Here is a 20,974-nt window from a genome sequence, read left to right on the forward strand (position 1 = left end):
CGTTATTTATAGTCTCAATGTACCCTGTTTACTGTGTTATTTCGAGCGTATCGATGCTTATTATTTATATCAATCAAGGAGATTATTGTGAATAAAACCCTCGGTTTTTACATTGTTATAGCGGCTATTTGTTTAAGTATAGGCCTAATTAGCTTAGGGTTTATTTTAAAAAGTACCGCTCTGGGTGTAAAAGAGATGGAACGTACTGTGCAGGTTAAGGGATTGGCCGAGCGAGAAGTAATCGCCGATACGGTAATTTGGCCTCTGCAATTTAGTGATGCCGACAATGATCTTGAAAAATTAGTCAGCCGAGTTGAGAAAAAAAATGATGCGGTAACTGCTTTTTTAAAACTCCATGGTTTTGACGACGATGAAATAACTATAGGTAGCCAGTCAGTTATTGATAAACAATCACGTGAATACAGTAATGAAAATCAAAAGTTTAGATACATAATACGCTCAAATATTATTGTTTATTCAAATGCACCAGATAAAGTACAAAACGCGCTGAGTAAAGTAAGCCAGCTTGCTAAACAAAATATCGCAATAGTGCAGGATAGTTACGAAACAAAAGTTGAATACATTTTTACAGGCCTCAATGATGTAAAACCTGCGATGGTGCAAGAAGCAACTGAAAAAGCGCGTGAAGTCGCTAATAAATTTGCTAAAGACTCTAATTCAAAATTAGGCAAAATAAAAACAGCTCGCCAAGGGCAATTTAGTATCAGTAATCGCGATTCAAACACTCCACAAATCAAAAAAATACGCGTTGTTACTAGTGTTGAATATTATTTAGATGACTAAATTGCTCTAATTAAATGCGCCACCTGTGCGGTTGAACGCTGCAAGTAAGCAGCACTAAGTAAAATGCTAGTTTCGTTAAGGCCTGCGCCTTTTAGTGTATTTGCCAGTTGCTGTTTAGCCATTGGGTTTTGTTTTTGCTCTATTTCCATGAGTGCTAATAACGCTGAAAACTCATGTTTAACCGGCGTGCTTGGCTTATTCGCATACGCAATGTAACAAGCTACGGGTGTTAGGCCGCGATCGTTTGGCTGGGCAAGCGCTTTTACTAAATCATCGTTAGATTCAAACAGCATTAAAGAGCGCACATAATTAAAAGGTAATTTTTGATCGTCGGCGTGTTTAAATACATTATGCAGCGCGTTATTGCCCCGCACGTCTTGCGCTAAAAAGCCTTTATTAACTTTAAGTGCTGGGGTAAAAAAGGTTAACGTATCTGTTGTTGTCAATTGGTTTATAAACGCGGCTGGAGGTGCATTGGTAGTTAAAATACGCGTTGCCACATTTTGCATAAAGTCGTATTTAATGCTCATACGCTGAGTGCTTTCATATAAATGATTTAGCTGCAATGTCTGTTGGGCTGGGCTTAACTGTTTAAAGTCGTTATCAAGCTCATCTAGCTGATGCTTTGAAATACGTGCGTTAAGTAGTTGTATGCTTAAATCCATTATTATTTCCAAAGTCTTTTTTGCTACTATAAAACAAAAAAGGTCGCAAATGCGACCTTTCATCTTTAAAGCAATTGTTTAAATTGGTTTTAAGCTTTTTTGCTTGCTACCCATTCATTAACAAAGTTTTCTAGTACATTAAGTGGTACAGGACCATTTTTAAGGACAACGTCGTGGAACTGGCGAATATCAAACTTATCACCCAGTTGCTTTTTAGCGTCTTCACGAAGTTCTAAAATCTTAAGCATACCCACTTTATAAGCCGTTGCTTGTGAAGGCATTACAATGTGACGCTCAACCATTTTAACACCGTCAGATGTTGCATTAGGCGTGTTATTTACGTAGTAATCAATACCTTCTTGGCGAGTCCACTTCATTGCGTGAATACCCGTATCAACCACTAGACGACATGCGCGCCACAGCTCCATTGAAAGGCGACCAAAATCTGAGTAAGGGTCTGAATACATGCCCATTTCTTTAGGAATGAATTCTGAGTATAAACCCCAACCTTCAATATACGCAGTGTAGCCACCAAATTTACGAAACTTAGGCACGCCTTCTAGTTCTTGCGAAATAGCTATTTGCATGTGGTGACCCGGAATACCTTCGTGGTATGCCAGCGCTTCCATTTGATACGTTGGCATAGCTTCCATATCGTAAAGATTCGCGTAGTAAATACCTGGGCGTGAGCCATCAGGAGCTGGCTGTTGGTAAAATGCTTTGCCCGCTGCTTTTTCACGGAATGCTTCAACTGCTTTTACTTTTAAATCAGCTTTTGGTTTAACAATGAATAGCTCATCTAAACGTGTTTTCATTGTATCGATAAGCCCTGTAGCTTCATCAAGGTAGCGTTGTTTACCTTGTGCATCATTAGGGTAGTAAAATTGTTTGTCAGTTTTCATAAACTGCATAAAGGCTTTTAAGTCGCCTTTAAAGCCAACTTTATCTTTAATTTCACGCATTTCATCATGAATACGTGTTACTTCAGACAGGCCAATTGCATGAATTTCTTTAGCCGTTAAATCTGTAGTTGTAGTGCGCTTAAGTGCGTTGTTATAAAACGCTTCGCCATCAGGTAATTTCCATGCGCCATCACGGTTATCTGCACGTTTTTCTAACTGTGCTAGGTAGTTAATTAGCTTAGAGTAAGATGGTTTAACAGCCGATTTTAATGCATCTGATGCATCGCTGATTAACGAGTCTTTTTCGTTTTGGCTAATTTCAAGCACTGCTACTTTACGTTTAAAATCAGCAAGCAATGTAGAATCATCGCCTTTTTCGAATGGGGCACCGTGAATAATGTTTTTACTTGAATCAATAACATGCGGGAACACAAATTTAGGAGCGATAATACCTTTTTCTGCACGTACATTTAAATCAGTAATAAGCTGATCAATAACCTCAGTAACACCATTTAAACGTGAAATGTAGTCTTTAGCTTCTTTTGCATTACTAATTGAGTGCTGATTAATTAAAAACGCAGGGATCATAGAATGCGTACCAAACATTTGGTTCACAGGGTAATTATGGTAACGCCATTTAAAGTCGGCAATTGAACTTTCAAGATCTTGTTTTTTTAAGTCGTAACTTACTTTTGTTGCATCATCTAATAAATCACGATTAATTGCTTTTAATGCAACTAGGTCAGCTTTTGTTTGTGCTAAATCTTTAAGCTTTCTTTCTTCGCTGCCATCGTCCCACTTATCGTAATCTTGCTTAATACCCATATATGTTTGATATACAGGACTGCTCATTACATCGCGATTAAATGTATCTTCAAAAAATGCATTCGCTTTGTCGATTTCACTTTGTTGTGATTGAACTGCTTGTGCAACAGAGGCTGGAGTTGATTGTTGTGTTGTTTGCTGGCAACCAGCAAGCAGTGCAACGCTTACAGCCGCTGCAATAAAAGTAAGTTTACGCATTGTTTTCCCTTTTGTTGTTAGAAACCCATTAGGGTGTTTTATATTTATTCGTTTTATATTGTCGTGTAGTGCCTTAGCGCTACACGAACAATTCTAGTAGGTCATTTAAAAAGCGATGACCTTTTAAGGTTACCTGCCAATGACTGTCTGTTTGAGTCAATAAACCTTTATTAAGTGCTTGGTTTAGTGCGCTTTGTTGACTTTGCAGTGGCAGTGTTGTTAGTTTATTAAAATCATTAATTGGGCAAGGCTCAACAAGGCGAAAGCGATTCATAAAAAATTCAAATGCTAAATCGTCTTGCTCTACATGCCAGCTTTTGTACATATACGGTTTAATTAAATCCATATAACCGCGCGGGTGCTTAACCTTTTCGGTGCGCGTTATAAGCCCTGTATTTTCATCAGTAACCTTACCATGTGCGCCGCAGCCAATACCAAGATAATCGCCAAAACGCCAATAATTCAAGTTATGTTGGCATTGATAGCCCGGTTTTGCATAACCCGATATTTCGTATTGTACGTAACCGGCTTGTTTGAGTAATTCTATTCCTTGTTCTTGAATGTCCCACAGTGTTTCGTCTTGTGGCAAGGTAGGGGGTTTTGAAGCAAACTGCGTATTGGGTTCAATAGTTAGTTGATACCAAGATATATGTGGTGGATCGAGCGCTATAATTTGCTTTAAATCACTCAGTGCATCGTCAAGTGTTTGCCCTGGTAAGCCGTGCATTAAATCAAGGTTAAAGCTATTTAAACCGGCTTCTTTAGCCTGCTGCGCAGCATAATTAGCCTCGTCGCTGCCATGAATCCGACCAAGTGCTTTTAACTTGTCGTTTTGCATGCTTTGTACACCAATAGAAATACGGTTAATGCCTGCTTTTACGTAATCTTTAAAGCGACCTGTTTCTACTGTACCAGGGTTGGCTTCAAGGGTAATTTCGCAGTGTTCTTCAAGCCCAATTAGGTTGTCGACTTCATTTAATAATCGGGTATAAGCTGCACCAGTTAATAAGCTCGGAGTGCCGCCACCAATAAAAATACTGTGAATTTTACGCCCTTTTACTAAGTGCAAATCAGCTTTTAAGTCATCAATTAAATGCTGAACATATTCAGCTTCAGGTATTTCACCTTTTTGTCCGTGGCTATTAAAATCGCAGTACGGGCATTTTTGCACGCACCAAGGTACGTGCACATATAAGCTCAGTGGTGGAAGGTTCACAGGCCGCCTTTTTGCTGTAGCTCTAGCAATAGTTTTTGTAGTGCTTGGCCGCGATGACTCACTGCATTTTTTTGCTCTTTTGTAAGCTCAGCACTGGTACAATTTTTCTCTGGTACAAAAAATACAGGGTCGTAACCAAAGCCACCGTTGCCATTTTGAGTGAGCGTAATTTCGCCTTCCCAGCTTGCACTGCAAATAAGGGGGGTAGGGTCATCTGCGTGGCGCATTAATACCAGTACACACCAAAAACGAGCACTACGGATAGGGTTATTACCCAAGTCTACGAGTAACTTATCAATGTTATCTTGATCGCTGGCACCTGGGCCTGCAAAACGGGCAGAGTAAACACCGGGTGCGCCATTTAGGCCATCAACTTCTAAACCTGAGTCATCGGCAATAGCAGGCATGCCAGTAATTTTAGCTGCATGACGCGCTTTAATAATGGCATTTTCAACAAAGGTAGTGCCGGTTTCGGCAACTTCACCTACGTTAAAATCGCTCTGTGGAACTACATTAATATTCAGAGGGCTTAGCATGTTAGCTAGCTCATTTACTTTGCCAGGGTTACCTGTAGCAAGTACTAAAGTTTTGGTCATGTTATTAATCTACGTAAAATTTTTGCTGAAACTGTAATTTTTGAAATTGATTACTTTGTTGTATTTCAATCTCAAAGCGTAAAATCTCTTCGTTGGTATAATCAACTTGGGCAAGGTAATAAATTGAATCACCTTCTTTTACTTCTTTAAAAGTAAGCGTTTGTTTATTGCCAAGTAGGTTTCTAGCTGTGCCAGTAAGCTTTGCTGTTTGGGCTGTATTTTCGGCATCATTTTTTAAAACAGAAATATTCACAATGCCTTTGTATCCGCTTCGCTCAAGGCCATACGCTTTTGCTATTTTTGGCTGAATAAAAGTAGAAGGAAAGGCGATGTAATGCACTTGCCAAGGGCCAAGCTCTTTATATTGTGCGCCTTGCATTTCTTCGCTTTGCGCGTTAAATGCAAATGCTAAACAAGCAATAAAACAAAACTTAATTAAACGGTTCATTATGTATTCCTCAAAACATATAAAAAAGAGGCCTTTGGGCCTCTAATTAAAAATCCATATTAGACTAAAAAATCCATAAGCAGCATTTGCAAAAACTGAATACCAATAATAAGCACTAAAACTGATAAATCTAAGCCACCCATTGATGGCAATATTTTACGAATTGGTTTTAGCATTGGTTCAGTAAGCTGATGGAAAACCGCTTCTATAGGGTTATAACCTTGGCTAACCCAACTTAAAATAGCGCGAATAATAAGTACCCAAAAAACTAAGTTAAGGCCTTCTTTTAGTACCGTTATAAGTGCTTGTATAATTACAGGCTGTATTGCCCACGCATTATATATAACAAGCATTAAAGTACTGATTTTGGCTACAGCGACTATAAATGCCAACAGCAGAGATGCTAAATCAAGTCCGCCAAATCCAGGAATGATTTTACGCAGTGGTTTTACTGCAAACGAAGTGGCTTTAACCACAAACTGGCTCATTGGGTTGTAAAAGTCGGCTTTTGCCCACTGCAGCCAAAAGCGCAGTAATACCACCATTAAAAACAAATCAAACAGGGTACTGATTAAAAATTGCATGGCATTCATAGTGTAACCTTCAATAAAAAGTGGTTTTAAAGTTCTTTTTCCATTTGCTCTGCACGCGCAATACACGCATCCATTGCATCGCCAACGGTTTTAGTTAAGCCTTCATCTTTTAAGTGCTCAACAGCTGCGTGAGTAGTACCGCCTTTAGATGTTACGTTCGAACGTAGTTGCGAAATACTAATATCAGGCTGGCTAAGTGCCATTTCGGCGGCGCCAAGGGCTGTTTGTTGCACTAAACGACGAGCGTCTTCGTCGTTAAAGCCCAGTGCTTTGGCTTTTTCTTCAATGGCTTCCATAAACAAGAAAAAGTAAGCAGGTGATGAGCCGGTCACAGCAATAATATCGTTTATTTGTGACTCTTCTTCAACCCATACCACAATGCCAGTGCATTCAAAAACTTGTTGTACAAATTCGTGTTCGCTTTGTGTTTCGCCCGCACCATATAAACCTGATACTCCGCGACCTAATAAAGACGGTGTATTTGGCATGCAACGTATCATTTTAACGTCTTGACCTAGCATTTCGCGCAAACGTTTTACGGTTAAGCCCGCAGCAACAGAAATAAACAGTTTATTGCTAAAGTCTATGCCTGACTCTTGAAACGATTTACATAAATCGCCCATCATTTGTGGTTTAACAGACAAAACAATTACATCAGCATCGCGCAGGGCTTCGTTATTGTCACTGGTGGTTTGCACCTTGAAATCAAATGCTACCTTTGCAAGCTTTTCTTGGTTGCGGTTAGTTGCAATAATATTACTTGCGTTAAAACCGTTTTTTACCATGCCACCAATAATGGCGTAACTCATATTACCTGTGCCTATAAATGCGATTTTTTTATCTGACATAAATCTGTTATCACCTTTTAAGTTCGTGTTCCAAAAATGTCTGTGCCGATCCTCACCATGGTTGAACCTGCACTAATGGCAGCTCCAACATCGTTACTCATACCCATCGACAAAGTATCTACTTGAGGATATTGGGTCTTTAGTTTATCAAAGCAAGTTTGCAATTGCTCAAAAGATTGAATTTGTGTATCCAGTTTGTCGCTTTTAGCAGGAATTGCCATTAAACCTCGAAGTGTTAGGTGCTCACATTGGTTTATATAATCGGCAAGTTCATCTATTTCATCGCGGTGGCAACCTGACTTTGCTTCCTCATTACTTATATTTACTTGAATAAGTACATTTAGAGGCGCTTTATCGCCTGGGCGCTGGGAGTTTAATCGTTTCGCTATTTTCATGCGATCAACGCTTTGCACCCAGTCAAAATTGGTAGCCACTAAGGCACTTTTATTGGATTGAATAGGGCCAATGAAATGCCAAATGATGTCGCTATATGACTGTAGTTGAGCTATTTTATCTATAGCCTCTTGAACATAAGATTCACCAAATTCGCGCTGGCCGTGTTTGTAAGCTGCAATTATATCTTCGCTTGGTTTCGTTTTAGACACTGCCAGCAAGGTTATTTCGTTGTTATTTCGCTGTGCATTTTTTGCAGCCATTGCAATTCTAGCGTAGGCGGATGTGAGTCGTTCTGCTATTGTAACCATATATTTATCAGTTAGTTGTGGAGTCATAAATGGATATTACCGAATTATTAGCGTTTAGTGTGCAACATAAAGCATCCGATTTACACCTATCGTCGGGTGTTTCACCTATGATACGCGTAGACGGTGATGTTCGTCGCATTAATATACCTGCATTAGAAGATAAAGACGTAAACAGTCTGGTTTACGATATTATGAACGATAATCAACGCAAGGACTACGAACAAAACCTCGAAGTGGATTTTTCGTTTGAAGTACCTAATTTAGCACGCTTTCGTGTGAATGCGTTTAATTCTAATCGCGGACCAGCAGCAGTGTTTCGTACCATACCAAGTGAAGTGTTAACGCTTGATGATTTAGGTGCGCCAGAAATTTTTAAAAAAATATCTGATACTCCACGAGGACTAGTTCTGGTTACAGGGCCTACGGGTTCGGGTAAATCAACAACACTTGCCGCGATGGTCGATTATATAAATCAAAATAAACATCATCATATTTTAACAATTGAAGATCCAATCGAGTTTGTTCACGATAATAAATTAAGTCTAATTAACCAGCGAGAAGTGCATCGCGATACACATAGTTTCTCAAACGCGCTACGTAGTGCTCTGCGTGAAGACCCTGATGTGATATTAGTCGGTGAGCTACGTGATTTAGAAACAATTCGTCTTGCAATGACCGCAGCCGAAACCGGGCACTTGGTATTTGGTACGCTACATACCACTTCAGCACCAAAAACGATTGACCGTATTATCGATGTATTTCCTGGTGAAGAAAAAGCAATGATCCGTTCAATGTTGTCTGAATCATTACGCGCAGTAATTTCACAAACATTACTTAAAAAAGTGGGTGGTGGGCGAGTCGCTGCACATGAAATTATGATTGCAGTGCCTGCTATTCGTAACTTAATTCGTGAAGATAAAGTAGCGCAAATGTATTCATCTATCCAAACTGGCGCATCCGTTGGTATGCAAACAATGGATCAGTGTTTAACAAACTTAGTTAATCACGGTATTGTTAGTAACGTTGCAGCTAAAGAAAAAGCACAAGACAAAACACAATTTGGCGGTTAAGGAACTATTATGACGTTATCTTTAAATCATTTTTTACTGTTAATGATTGAGAAAAAAGGCTCTGATTTATTTGTATCAAGTAGGTTGCCTGTAAGCGCTAAAATAAATGGCGAACTTATCCACTTAGGTGATGAAAAGTTAACTGATGAAGAAGCGCTCGATCTTGTTGAGTCTGCTATGAGCGAAAAGCAAAAAGCGGAGTATCACGCAACTAAAGAATGCAACTTTGCGATTGCAACTGACGAAGGGCGTTTTCGTATTTCTGCCTTTTGGCAGCGTGATAGAGCCGGTATGGTTATTCGTCGAATAGTTACGCAAATACCTGATGTAGAAGAGTTAGGTCTGCCTTCTACGCTAACGGATGTAATTATGTCTAAGCGTGGGCTTGTGTTATTTGTGGGTGGTACAGGGACGGGTAAATCAACGTCTTTAGCGGCGCTTATTGGTTATAGAAATCGTCATCAACGTGGTCACATTTTAACAATTGAAGATCCTATTGAGTTTGTTCACGAACATCGTAAAAGTATTATTACTCAGCGCGAAGTAGGGCTTGATACAGAAAGTTTTGAATCAGCACTCAAAAGCTCATTGCGCCAAGCACCCGATGTAATTTTGATTGGTGAAATACGCTCACAAGAAACCATGGAATATGCACTTAGCTTTGCTGAAACAGGTCATTTATGTGTTGCTACACTACACGCTAATAATGCTAACCAAGCTATTGATCGAATAATGCATTTAGTACCTAAAGAAAAGCACGATAAGCTTAAATACGATTTAGCGCTAAATTTGCGCGCTATTATTGCTCAACAGTTATTACCTACTTCTGATGGTGAAGGTCGTGTTGCAGCAATCGAAATACTACTTAACTCGCCGATGATTGCAGAGCTCATTAAAAATGGTGATATTGGTGGTATTAAAGAGGCGATGGCAAAATCGAAAGAAATGGGCATGCAAACTTTTGATCAAGCATTATTTGAACTTTATAAACAACAATCAATTAACTATGCTGATGCGCTGCACCATGCTGACTCGCCGAATGATTTACGTTTGATGATTAAACTACGTAATAATGAACAACAAGGAGCTGGTTTTTTACAAGGTGTAACGATAGATGGTTTAGATGGAAAAGACAGTAATTACTAAATGCTAAATGAAAAATATAAAAGCGCCAAGTTGGCGCTTTTATATTTTATACGGCCTTATTATTCACCGTAACTAGGGCGTGTTGATCTTTGTGGATTGAAATTTGTTCAATCTAGGGGCGATTAAATCGCGGCGTGAGGTTTGTAACCTAGTGGGCTAAGTAAAAACCGAGCAACAAAGAGTTAATCGTCCCTAGAAAGAACCCAAAGGGCAGTGCATGTTTGGTATTTATGCTGCGTTATCGCCTATTTATGGGGAATAACCACACTACATAGGCTCTTCCTTGCCTAAAAACCAAACATACTGCTGCAAATTCACCCACCAAAGATCAACACGCCCTAGATTCAAAAAAACTTTCTAAAATAATAACCGCAGACATATTATCTACATTACCTTTACCCAAGTTTTTATAGCCGCCTTGCTCGAATAAACGAGCTTTAGCATCGGCTGTTGTTAAGCGCTCGTCTTGCGTTTGCACAGGAATGCCGTAATGGTTATGCAGCCTGTTAGCAAACTTTTTAGCTTTAAAGGTTACTTCTTGTGAAGTCCCATCCATATTTAGCGGTAAACCAACAACCATTAAGTCAGGCTGCCACTCGGCTACTTGTACGGCGATATGGTCCCAGTTAGGAATGCCATCTTGTGCTTTTACAGCCTTAAGGCTAGACGCACTGCCGGTTAACTCTTGCCCAATAGCAATACCAATACTTTTGGTGCCAAAGTCAAAGCCCATTACAGTGCGTTCGCCTTGCGGCTTAAGCGATTTCTTTGTCATGTTTGTCTTGTTTAAGTTTTAAATAATTAAAATTACTATGCGTGACCGGCTTCAGGGCTTAGTTGGCTTATATCAAAGCCCAGCATTGAAACCGCTTTTTCCCATCGTTTTTCAACGGGCGTATTAAAAATGATCTTCGGATCAGCTTCTATAATTAACCAACTATTATCAAGCAGTTCTTGCTCTAGTTGACCTTGCTCCCAACCTGAATAACCTAAGGTAATGATAAACTGCTCGGGTGCTTGTGCGGTTGTTAAACTTGCGAGTACATCTTTAGATGTAGTGATCATAATGTCACTACTGAGCTTTTGACTTGAGGTGTAACCCAGTTTTGGAGAATGCAGTACAAAGCCTCGATCGGTTTTAACCGGGCCACCTGCATATACAGCAACTTGTGCAGCTTGCTGGGTTTTATCATTATCTATTTCTATTTTGTCCAGTAGTTCGCCAACGGTAACATTAATAGGTTGGTTGATCACCAAGCCCATAGCCCCATCTTCATTGTGCTCACAAATATAGGTAACAGCACGTTTAAAAAAAGGGTCTTGCATTGACGGCATCGCGATTAAAAAATGATTTTCTAATGACTGCATAGATTTCACCCTTTTAAGTTAGTGGACTTTGAGTATGGCATATACCTATGTTTTTAAAACTAAATAAGCTTATGTATATCATTAAAAATTAATGCAGCAGTGACTGCATTAATTTTTAATGCGAAAAAAGCTATAAGTAACGATTAGGTATGTGCTTATTTACCTAGTTTTTTCTCAATTGCGTCAAATAAAATACCCGTAATTGAAATATCATAAGCCGCTTCAATTTCGCGCACGCACGTTGGTGCAGTGACGTTAATTTCAGTTAATTTATCGCCAATAATATCTAAGCCTACAAATATTAAGCCTTTTTCTTTAAGCGTTGGTGCAACAGCTTGCGCTATTTTTAAATCTGATTCGCTAAGAGGACGCGCTTCGCCTCGACCGCCTACAGCTAAGTTACCGCGTGTTTCACCATTTTGTGGAATGCGCGCTAAACAATACGGAATGACTTCGCCATCAATAACCAATACGCGCTTGTCGCCTTGTTTGATCTCAGGAATATAATTTTGCACCATAGCAAAGCGACTGCCGTGTTCGGTTAACGTTTCACAAATTACACCAATATTAGCGTCGTCTTCTCTGATGCGGAAAATAGATGCGCCACCCATGCCATCAAGTGGTTTTAAAATAATGTCTTTATGCTCGGCTAAAAACTCACGAATTTGTTTTTGACTACGTGTAACCAGGGTATCTGGCGTATGTTCGCTAAACCATGCTGTAAATAGCTTTTCATTAGCATCGCGAAGGCTTTGTGGCTTGTTAATTATTAACGTACCTTCTTGTTCTGCACGCTCTAAAATATACGTCGCGTAAATGTATTCAGTATCAAAAGGAGGGTCTTTACGCATTAAAATTACATCAAGGTCGGCAAGGGCTATAGTGGCTTTTTCTTCAAGCTCGTACCATTTTTCTGCATTGTTGAATACTTGCGCTTTAGACGCCGTAGCGTAAGATTTACCTTTACGAAGAGATAAATCATCCATCTCCATATAATAAATTTCGTAGCCGCGTTCTTGCGCTTGCATCATCATTGCAAAACCGGTGTCTTTTTTGATGTTAAATCCACTAATAGGATCTGAAATAATACCTAACTTAATTGCCATGCGCTGTGCCTTACTATAAATGTTACTGTTTATATGAGGGTGCTTTTAGTTATTTCAATTAGCTAAATCGCCAAATTGAAGCTGTAATGCACTTAAGACCGTTAAAGCGGCCGTTTCCGTTCGTAAAACACGCGGGCCTAAACGAATATCTACAAATTCTAGTTGCTTAGTTAGTGCCATTTCATCATCGGTAAAACCACCTTCAGGACCGACTAAAAAGCGCACGCCATCTTTAGGTACTGTAATGGTTTTAATGCTGTGCTCAGCACGAGGGTGGAGTGTGAGCTTAATTGCATTGGTTTGTTGTGCAAGCCACTGTTTTAAATCAATCGGTGGATTAATGATTGGTATAAAGTTACGTCCTGACTGCTCAGCTGCTGCAATTGCGATTTTTTGCCATTGTTGGTGTTTTTTCTCAAGGCGGTCACCCATTAGTTTTACGCCACAGCGCTGACTAAAAATAGGCGTAATTTCGGTAATCCCTAGTTCAACTGATTTTTGAATCGTAAAATCCATTTTATCGCCACGTGAAACACACTGACCTAAATGAATTTTTAAGGGGGATTCAACATCATGAGCATTAAATTCATATGGCATTACTACAACTGTTTTTTTAGTTACTTCAATTATTTCACTAAGGTATTCGCCGCCTTCGCCATTAAAAATAGACACATTTTCGCCTACTTTCATACGAAGTACACGGCCAACGTGGCCTGCAGCGTCTTCATCTAACGAAACGGGGGTATTTAAGATAATGTTAGATTTTTGATAAATATGAGGAACTCGCATGTAATGTCACTTATAGGTTAGCGCATAAAAGTTATATACCGCTATGGTAAGTAAGCTGTGAGCTTGGTGCAATTATTTATTTTCTATTAAGTTGTTCTGTTAACTCAACTAGGTTCAAAGGAGTTTCCGCTATATCGGTGTGGCAAGATAGATGATTTGAGTGACTTTGGTCTGTTAGTGGGCAAAAGTTAAAACCATTTTCATCTTGGCTAACTAAAATGCGATTTTTATGCAAAGAGTTATAAATAAATCGCTGTGCATCATCGGCCAGTAAGTAGTCGACTTTATTTAGTAAAATACCTTCGATACTGTGATGCTCATGCAAGTAGCTGGCAAGTTCAGAAACACTTATTTCGTTTTCAAAATCGCAATAGCAATAGTCTTTTATAAGCTCATCAAACATCATTTTTACTAATTGGCGCATATTAGAACCCGCGATGACTAAGGGGCTCGATGTATTTCGTCGTTCACTATTAAAATAGTGCTCAGCAAATGATCGGCTAAACTCTTTATCTATGTCTATTAATAAATAGTTAGTCACTTGGAATGGCATAAGTCCCCATCGTATTTAGGTCAGTGTATACAAACTTAATTAAAAGTAGATCGTTTATAGCTGTTTAATTTAAAGAACTCACTGAAAAATAACTTGAGCCAAAAATAGTCAATTTATCTTACACAGCTGAATTCAACATTAACGATGTTGAATTCACGTGCAGTAAGCCCACTATTGATGTGTAAATTCACCTTATTTTTCCAAGCGCTAAATAAATTTTAATATCATAGCAATCTAGTACGCTGGCCAACCTTTTCAGTCAAAGGGAGGCTAAATAGAAAACATGCTAATTAGCAAGTAGCCAATAGCACAAAAAACAGCAAATTCAATACAAGCAATCCCTATGTTATCTTGATGATCAACCTCAAGCGCTGTATCAATATTAGGTAAGGATATAACTTTTATTACAAAAGTAAGCGCATACAGTAATATCCACATTACACCGCAGTGCATGACGAGAGTGAATAAATTTTCTACCATTTTACCATTTTGAAATTCAGCACTGGATAAACCAGCATACACAGCGAGTGCTAAACCAATCGACTTACCAGCATAGCGTATCCCTATCGAGGTGTTCTCTAAATTAAAGTTGCTCTGTAATGAAGCTCCTTGATTCGCTTTTGCAAAGCGGTACTCGCGGATTTTACTATCAAAAGCGAACATACCTTGCAGGACAAAAAAACTAACAAAAGCAATTAGCAAGTTACTTAGACCTTGTGTATGGGTCCATGTATAAAGCCCTAAAGTCATAATGCAGTTAGCGATTAACATACCTGAATCGACTAATGCAGCACATACGTTTTGTTTTAATATAGCGGCTTCTTCATTAAAACGATGGAGAATCCATTTTCGATGAATTAAGTGTCCCGCTTTGATAAAAATAAACAGTAGAATAATTAGTACAATCACTTTTAAAGGGTTGGATTGCGCAGTACTTACGCTAATTTCATCAAACAAAAAAGCCATAGTTGCAATAACAACTGATATTTCAGAGGCAAAACTAATCCCCATTGCAAAGTTATCGTGCTGCGCAAGTTCATCTTTAAGCGCTTGTTTTGCTTTAATTTGAGTTACGACTCGTAGGCAAAATATAGTTATGCAAATAACCGCAAAACTAATAGCAATCGCAACAAAACTAGTGTTAGATAATGACAAATAAGACATGGTATTCCTAAGTAGAGTTAACCTTTCTAGGTTTTAATCATTCTAGTACGGTTACTGATGATATAAAAGAGAGTATTGATGAGTAACGTAAAGCAACTTCCTATTCAATTACAAAAACTTGGCTTAATGCGCTTTGAGCAGTTGTACCCAGAGCAAAATAAAGAGCCCGCTATTGTAAAGTTACTCGGATTAAGTGACTTTGCGTGGCGTAGCTTAAGATCCCAGCCAGACTTAAAAGAGTGGCTAACATGCAAAGACAAAATACAAAGCCGAATTATTAACTCTCCTTTTGAAAATAGAAATTTAGCTGAGATAGATGAAAATGAATGCCATAAGATACTTCGTCAGTTTCGAGAGAAGTACTGGCTTAAGGTCGCATTTTTAGATCTATGCTGTAATCACCCAATTGCTGATAGCATAAAATACATTAGCCAGCTTGCTGATATGTTGATAGAAAGTGCGAATCAATGGGCGCATACGCACGTTGCTAAAATTAATGGCGAACCTTTAGATGAGGGTAACCGAGCAATGCCATTAATGGTACTTGGTATGGGTAAGCTAGGGGGGCAAGAACTTAATTACTCATCAGACATAGATCTTATTTTTGCTTATCCCCGCAGTGTTAAAACACAAGGTGGACGTCGAAACTTAGAGGCGCAAATATTTTATACAAAGGTGGCACAAAAGCTAATTGCAGCGCTAAATCAAACGACCGGTGACGGGCAAGTATTTAGGGTTGATATGCGACTTCGCCCGTTTGGTGAAAGTGGCCCACTTGTTATGAGCTTTAACGCAATTGAAGACTATTACCAAGAGCAAGGACGAGATTGGGAACGTTATGCCATGTTAAAAGGGCGTTTAATTGGCACACCTAATCAGTATTGGGATGAATTTAATCAGCTTTTAAAGCCATTTGTATATCGTCGCTATATTGATTTCTCAGTGATTGAATCACTACGAAAAATGAAGTTAATGATTGCCCAAGAAGTGCGGCGAAAAGGTTTAACTAATAATATCAAACTAGGTGGTGGTGGTATTCGAGAGGTTGAGTTTATTGTTCAAGCGTTGCAAATGGTAAGAGGTGGACGAGAAGCTAACTTACAAACGCAATCATTACTTAAAGCGTTAAAGGAGTTAACGGTTAACCAAGTTATTAATGAGCTTGAAGCGCAAGGTCTTGAGAAAAATTATCTTTATTTACGTAAAGTTGAACAGTACTTGCAAATATTCGACGACCAGCAAACACAAACATTGCCGGATGATGAGTTAAACCAGCAACGCCTAAATACTTTATTAGAGCAGGATGATTTTGGCGCAACATTGGTTGAAATAGATCACGTCATGCAGCAAATACATAATGAATTCACACAGGTGATTGGGGAAGAAACTGAGCCTTTAGATACAAGTGAAGGGGCATTTGTGAGTGCATGGGATCATGGTGATATTAGTTTTTTAAATGAGCCAAAAGATGATTGGCAATTACCATTAAAAGATTTTAAACAACGTATATCAAAGGCAAAAATAGGTAATCGGGGGCGCGATATTCTCGATAAATTAATGCCAGCTTTACTAAAACAGTTAAATAATTTTAACGCCAGTGGTGCAGCATTTTCTATGGTTTGCCAAATACTAAATAAAATTATTTCGCGTACTGCGTACTTGGAATTATTATACGAAAACCCAGGAACATTAAAGCAGCTGGTACTATTGTGTTGCCATAGCAAATGGATAGGAGAACATATATCTCGCTATCCTATCTTACTTGACGAGCTTATTGATCCTGCAGTTTTGTATAAGCCGACCCCTTTAACTGCTTATAAATATGAAATAAGGCAATATTTCTTACGCATTGAACATGATGATTTAGAACTACAAATGGAATCTCTAAGGCAGTTCAAACAAACACATCAATTACGTATCGCAGCAGCTGATGCTACTGGAGTAATTGATGTTATGAAAGTAAGCGATCACTTAACAGCACTGGCCGAAGCGATTGTTGATCAAGCTGTTAATATTGCATGGCATAATACGGTTAAGCGTTTTGGCATGCCGCCTGGCACTGACGATGAAAATAAAGGGTTTGCCGTAATTGCTTACGGTAAAACAGGGGGATTTGAAGTGGGTTACGATTCAGATCTTGATTTAGTTTTTGTACATAACCACGACGGTTCTAGTCAAACTGATGGCGATAAGCCAATTGATTCAAGGCAGTTTTATCTAAAACTCGCACAACGCCTAATGCATTTATTTAATACACGTACCGCATCGGGGATTTTATATGAGCTTGATACACGCTTACGACCTGAAGGTGCATCAGGGTTGCTAGCGATCAACCTTGAAAGCTTTAATCATTATCAGCAAACTCAAGCATGGACGTGGGAACATCAAGCACTTGTTCGTGCTCGCTTAATTTTAGGTCAAGATGAGCTAGTTGAACGCTTTCTAGAAATTAGAAAAAATATACTGAGTCAACAACGCGATGCTACAACACTAAAAGATGATGTTATAAAAATGCGTGAAAAAATGCGTGATCATCTAGCAAAAGGAAATACTGATCAATTTGACTTAAAGCAAGATATTGGTGGTATGGCTGATATTGAATTTATTACGCAATATATAGTGCTCAAATATGCCTATAAATTTGAAAAGCTAATAGTTTATTCTGACAACGTAAGAATTTTAACTGAGGCTGCTAAAATTGGTTGTATTACTGAAGAGCAAAAGCAACAGTTGGTCAAAGCGTATATTGATTATCGTTCTTGCTACCATGTACTGAGCTTAGATCAGCAAGGTAAATTAGTATCACGAGAAGCATTCCAGAATGATATTACTCATGTAACACATATTTGGAATAGCATTTTTGCGTTAAGTTAAATTTAAAAACCCAAGCTAAAGCTTGGGTTTTTATTTTAAGTGGTTAAATGTTTAATTTTAAGCAGTTAGCACGTACAAATTCAGACGGTTTTTCAGTAATTATTGCGGCACGTTGCTTGTGGCAAAAATAAGTGTAGACCTCATATTCAAAGTCATCATTAATAGCTCTGCCTACTTGATATAATGCAGAGGTGAAATTACTGTCGACCCTAAAATGATCTTTTACTACGTAGTCTTTACTTAAATACCAATAAAGCGCAAGACCCTCATTATCAGCATATTGAGAAAGTGCTTTTTTTAACGTTGTTCCACTTTCAAAACGTCTGGGCTCAATTCCGCCCGTCCAGCTAGTTGGCATAGGATCAACCGTTCGGCCTCGCTCCGCTAACACGCGATCAAGAGTCTGATCTGGCTTTTTGAGTTGGAGTACAAATTGATCTCGCTCTTTATTGCTTTGAACTTGATCACGGATGGATGAATAAAAGCGAGATAGCCCTTCAGCTGCCGCATTTTTAGAATCTCTAATATCAAATGTTGGCCCATCACTGAATAAAAAATAGATAGCCAGTATAATTAATACTGCAGCAAATGATAAATGTTTAACCCAAAACCACATAATCTCTACTCACTTTTTGTATTTAGTGTTATTCCACTGCTACTTCTTATAAAAAGAAGGGGTATTTTTGTCTGGTCTCGTTTTAAAACGGCGATGGAGCCACATATATTGCTCAGGCGCCGCGTTAATTGAACGCTCCATACGTTGATTTACACGTATTACATCCGCTTTATCGTCACCACTTGGGAAATCTTCAAGCTCAGGTAATATTTCTAAGTGATACTTACCATTGTCGTCACGACGCGTGATTAAGCTCATTGTCTCGCAGTTCTTACTACCAGCAAACATCAGTGTGCCTGTTGTGGTTGCTGTATCGGGTACTGCGTAAAAAGGAACAAACTCACAACGGTTACGACCGTAATCTTGATCAGGCAAGTAATAACAAACTTTTTTATTTTTTAATGCTTTTAATAGACCTTTTACGTCCTTACGACCAATTAAATATTCGTTAGAGCGGAGGCGTCCATTGGTTGTAAAGTATTCCATCAATGGGTTGTTATGAGGACGATAAAACCCAACTCCTTGGCACGCTAATCCCATTATGCGACTAGCCATTTCAAGATGTAAAACATGAGGAATAAGTAATAATACGCCTTTGCCAGAAGCTTGCACCCGCTCAAAGTGTTCAAGCCCTTTAAAAGACCCTAATGCTTTTTGAGCACGCCATTGCGGCCACCACCAAGCCATACCGGTCTCGACCATCGCAATTCCTGTATTTTCCATATTTTTGAGCACTAGGTCTTTTTGATCTGCTTCGCTCATATCAGGAAAGCATAGTTTAATGTTTACCTGTGCAATATGGCGACGGCGTTTCATGAATTTATAAACTAAACGCCCCAGCTGTTTACCCATGGCTAATTGTAGTTTTTGTGGCAACCAAGAGAGTAAATATAAGAATAAAACGCCAATCCACGTTAGCCAGTATCGAGGACCTAAAAAAGATGCTTTAAAAGGAGATGAGGTAACCACAAAAAACTCTCTATAAATAAAAATGCTAGTTTAACGCTAAGCGCTATAAAATACAAAAAGCCAGCAATGTCGCTGGCTTTTCTAGTTTTACATTACAAAAAGTGTAATTTAAGCGGCTTTTAACCCTTGGTTTATTGCCACTAAATCTTCACTTGTTAATGTTCCTGCTGCTTGTTTTAAGCGAAGGGTAGAGAGTACATACCTATAACGCACATCAGCAAGGTTACGCTTTGCATTGTATAAGTTTTGTGTACTGACCAGTACGTCAACGATAGTTCGTGTGCCTACTTCAAAACCTGCTTCAGTTGCTTTAAGCGCACTTTGGGCCGAAACAACCGCTTGCTCTAGTGCTTTGTAAGTTGCAATATCTGAAACAACTTGGTTGTAGGATGTAATAACAGTGCGTGTTATAGCACGGTAATTTGTTTCATAATCTTGACTTGCAGCTACGTAAAATGCACGGGCTTGATTAGTTGCTGCTAGCGTTGCGCCACCTGAATATAAAGGCATGCTAAAATTGAGGCCTACAGAACTTGAATCTGAGCGCGGTTGATCATCAAAGTTTGCACCATTTATTTGAGTATCTGTAAGAGAATCACCATAATTTGCACTTAGAGTTAGTTTTGGATAATGACCTGCTTTTGCTAATTCAATTTGATCTTTTGCAATATCAACGGTTACTTTGGATACTTGTAAACTAATATTTTTGTTTTCAGCGACTTTAATAAAATCGGAAGAAAGTTTAGCTGGCTTAGTTGTAGAGAAAGTATCGGTATTTAAAAAATCTAATTTTGCATGGTACTTACCCGTGATTTCACGAAGTTGCTCACGGGCTGTTTCTACTGCATTGCTTGCAATAATCTCTTGAGCTACTGAATTATCAAACTGTGCTTGTGCTTCGTGTACGTCTGTAATAGCTGTTAAGCCTACCGCATAGCGTTGTTTTGTTTGTTCAAGTTGGCGCTCAATAGCACGTTTTTCGGCTTCTATAAACTCAAGGTTGTCAACCGCACTTAATACGTTAAAATAACCTTCAGCAACGCGTACAATTAAGTTTTGCTTAGCTGCATCGTACTGACCGCTTGCTTGCAGAGCTTGTTTGTCAGCAATACCTAAAGAATTCCAAGCGCCTAAGTCGAATAATGTTTGGCTTAAGCTAACACCACGTGTGAATTGGTCTGTGTCACTTTCAACTTGTACTTGGCTGGCTAAATCACCAACACTTTGGTAAGACGTAGCATCACTTTTGTCATACCCCATAGTTAAATTAATTTGAGGCAATAATACACTCATAGCACGATCACTTTCGTAAGATTGTGCATCTGCTTGGGCTTTTGCCTTTAAAACGGTAGGATCATTAGCTGTCGCTATTTCAAAAACGTTTAGTAAATCTTCAGCATTAGCTGCTGTTGAGCCTAGTGCACATGATAAACTAATCAGTGCCGCAAGAATGTTCTTTTTCATATGGGTTCAGTCCTTAGACAATTTTTATACTAAAAGCATGTTAACCTGTTTTACTT

21 protein-coding genes are annotated in these 20,974 nt (G+C 38.8%); 4 read left to right on the forward strand and 17 right to left on the reverse strand.

Annotated elements, in window-relative coordinates; translation table 11 throughout:
• The first annotated feature begins 87 nt into the window (after positions 1 to 87).
• The gene (locus tag P20495_RS08985) at positions 88 to 804 is read left to right on the forward strand and encodes an SIMPL domain-containing protein (protein WP_008136619.1); all 717 of its coding nucleotides are present in this window, start codon (positions 88 to 90) and stop codon (positions 802 to 804) included.
• Here P20495_RS08985 and P20495_RS08980 read toward each other — a convergent pair.
• From P20495_RS08980 to P20495_RS08945, 8 genes are all read right to left on the reverse strand, one after another.
• On the reverse strand, positions 801 to 1,469 hold the full coding sequence (locus P20495_RS08980) for a hypothetical protein (RefSeq protein ID WP_007376530.1): 669 nt from the start codon (positions 1,467 to 1,469) through the stop codon (positions 801 to 803). The two genes, P20495_RS08985 and P20495_RS08980, sit on opposite strands and share 4 nt — an antisense overlap.
• Before the next feature lie 89 nt (positions 1,470 to 1,558).
• The gene (locus P20495_RS08975; protein ID WP_007376529.1) at positions 1,559 to 3,394 is read right to left on the reverse strand and encodes a DUF885 family protein; all 1,836 of its coding nucleotides are present in this window, start codon (positions 3,392 to 3,394) and stop codon (positions 1,559 to 1,561) included.
• Positions 3,395 to 3,473: 79 nt separating this feature from the next.
• Positions 3,474 to 4,610, reverse strand: coding sequence for a radical SAM family heme chaperone HemW (gene hemW, locus P20495_RS08970; RefSeq protein ID WP_007376528.1), 1,137 nt, complete (start codon positions 4,608 to 4,610; stop codon positions 3,474 to 3,476).
• Positions 4,607 to 5,206, reverse strand: coding sequence for an XTP/dITP diphosphatase (locus tag P20495_RS08965; protein WP_007585416.1), 600 nt, complete (start codon positions 5,204 to 5,206; stop codon positions 4,607 to 4,609). The genes hemW and P20495_RS08965 overlap by 4 nt, the downstream gene beginning before the upstream one ends.
• Before the next feature lie 4 nt (positions 5,207 to 5,210).
• The gene (locus P20495_RS08960; RefSeq protein ID WP_007376526.1) at positions 5,211 to 5,654 is read right to left on the reverse strand and encodes a DUF4426 domain-containing protein; all 444 of its coding nucleotides are present in this window, start codon (positions 5,652 to 5,654) and stop codon (positions 5,211 to 5,213) included.
• 59 nt (positions 5,655 to 5,713) lie between these two features.
• Complete coding sequence (locus P20495_RS08955) at positions 5,714 to 6,247, reverse strand: YggT family protein (protein WP_007585413.1); 534 nt, start codon at positions 6,245 to 6,247, stop codon at positions 5,714 to 5,716.
• A gap of 26 nt (positions 6,248 to 6,273) precedes the next feature.
• Positions 6,274 to 7,095 carry a pyrroline-5-carboxylate reductase gene (proC, locus tag P20495_RS08950; RefSeq protein ID WP_008136620.1) on the reverse strand — a complete coding sequence of 274 codons (822 nt, stop codon included), beginning with the start codon at positions 7,093 to 7,095 and terminating at the stop codon, positions 6,274 to 6,276.
• Between the two features lie 17 nt (positions 7,096 to 7,112).
• A complete protein-coding gene (locus tag P20495_RS08945) occupies positions 7,113 to 7,826 on the reverse strand; it encodes a YggS family pyridoxal phosphate-dependent enzyme (RefSeq protein ID WP_033015874.1) in 714 nt (237 codons plus the stop codon).
• A gap of 2 nt (positions 7,827 to 7,828) precedes the next feature.
• Here P20495_RS08945 and P20495_RS08940 point away from each other — a divergent pair, with 2 nt between their 5' ends.
• Both P20495_RS08940 and P20495_RS08935 read left to right on the forward strand, forming a co-directional pair.
• Entirely contained in the window at positions 7,829 to 8,869 is a 1,041-nt protein-coding gene (locus P20495_RS08940; RefSeq protein WP_008136622.1) for a type IV pilus twitching motility protein PilT, read from the forward strand.
• A gap of 9 nt (positions 8,870 to 8,878) precedes the next feature.
• On the forward strand, positions 8,879 to 10,015 hold the full coding sequence (locus tag P20495_RS08935) for a PilT/PilU family type 4a pilus ATPase (RefSeq protein WP_007376522.1): 1,137 nt from the start codon (positions 8,879 to 8,881) through the stop codon (positions 10,013 to 10,015).
• A 328-nt stretch (positions 10,016 to 10,343) separates the two neighbouring features.
• Here the strand turns inward: P20495_RS08935 and ruvX are convergent, their stop codons facing one another.
• The 6 genes from ruvX to P20495_RS08905 all read right to left on the reverse strand — a co-directional run bounded on the left by ruvX (position 10,344) and on the right by P20495_RS08905 (position 14,995).
• On the reverse strand, positions 10,344 to 10,790 hold the full coding sequence (gene ruvX / locus P20495_RS08930) for a Holliday junction resolvase RuvX (protein WP_007376521.1): 447 nt from the start codon (positions 10,788 to 10,790) through the stop codon (positions 10,344 to 10,346).
• A gap of 35 nt (positions 10,791 to 10,825) precedes the next feature.
• Entirely contained in the window at positions 10,826 to 11,383 is a 558-nt protein-coding gene (locus P20495_RS08925; protein WP_007376520.1) for a YqgE/AlgH family protein, read from the reverse strand.
• Positions 11,384 to 11,538: 155 nt separating this feature from the next.
• The gene (gene gshB / locus P20495_RS08920; RefSeq protein ID WP_007376519.1) at positions 11,539 to 12,489 is read right to left on the reverse strand and encodes a glutathione synthase; all 951 of its coding nucleotides are present in this window, start codon (positions 12,487 to 12,489) and stop codon (positions 11,539 to 11,541) included.
• A 54-nt stretch (positions 12,490 to 12,543) separates the two neighbouring features.
• Positions 12,544 to 13,278, reverse strand: coding sequence for a 16S rRNA (uracil(1498)-N(3))-methyltransferase (rsmE, locus tag P20495_RS08915; RefSeq protein WP_008136625.1), 735 nt, complete (start codon positions 13,276 to 13,278; stop codon positions 12,544 to 12,546).
• 76 nt (positions 13,279 to 13,354) lie between these two features.
• Positions 13,355 to 13,831 carry a hypothetical protein gene (locus P20495_RS08910; protein WP_007376517.1) on the reverse strand — a complete coding sequence of 159 codons (477 nt, stop codon included), beginning with the start codon at positions 13,829 to 13,831 and terminating at the stop codon, positions 13,355 to 13,357.
• A 270-nt stretch (positions 13,832 to 14,101) separates the two neighbouring features.
• The gene (locus P20495_RS08905) at positions 14,102 to 14,995 is read right to left on the reverse strand and encodes a hypothetical protein (protein ID WP_007376516.1); all 894 of its coding nucleotides are present in this window, start codon (positions 14,993 to 14,995) and stop codon (positions 14,102 to 14,104) included.
• A 78-nt stretch (positions 14,996 to 15,073) separates the two neighbouring features.
• Here P20495_RS08905 and glnE point away from each other — a divergent pair, with 78 nt between their 5' ends.
• Positions 15,074 to 17,869: a bifunctional [glutamate--ammonia ligase]-adenylyl-L-tyrosine phosphorylase/[glutamate--ammonia-ligase] adenylyltransferase gene (glnE, locus tag P20495_RS08900; RefSeq protein ID WP_008136628.1), complete on the forward strand. Its 2,796-nt coding sequence runs from the start codon at positions 15,074 to 15,076 to the stop codon at positions 17,867 to 17,869.
• A 43-nt stretch (positions 17,870 to 17,912) separates the two neighbouring features.
• Here the strand turns inward: glnE and P20495_RS08895 are convergent, their stop codons facing one another.
• The 3 genes from P20495_RS08895 to tolC form a co-directional block, all read right to left on the reverse strand.
• Positions 17,913 to 18,485, reverse strand: coding sequence for a toxin co-regulated pilus biosynthesis Q family protein (locus tag P20495_RS08895; protein ID WP_008136630.1), 573 nt, complete (start codon positions 18,483 to 18,485; stop codon positions 17,913 to 17,915).
• Positions 18,486 to 18,524: 39 nt separating this feature from the next.
• Complete coding sequence (lpxL, locus tag P20495_RS08890) at positions 18,525 to 19,454, reverse strand: LpxL/LpxP family Kdo(2)-lipid IV(A) lauroyl/palmitoleoyl acyltransferase (RefSeq protein ID WP_007376513.1); 930 nt, start codon at positions 19,452 to 19,454, stop codon at positions 18,525 to 18,527.
• Positions 19,455 to 19,562: 108 nt separating this feature from the next.
• Entirely contained in the window at positions 19,563 to 20,918 is a 1,356-nt protein-coding gene (gene tolC / locus P20495_RS08885; protein ID WP_008136632.1) for an outer membrane channel protein TolC, read from the reverse strand.
• Positions 20,919 to 20,974 lie beyond the last annotated feature (56 nt).

The organism is Pseudoalteromonas sp. BSi20495 (assembly GCF_000241185.1).
Classification (GTDB): Bacteria; Pseudomonadota; Gammaproteobacteria; order Enterobacterales; family Alteromonadaceae; genus Pseudoalteromonas; species Pseudoalteromonas fuliginea.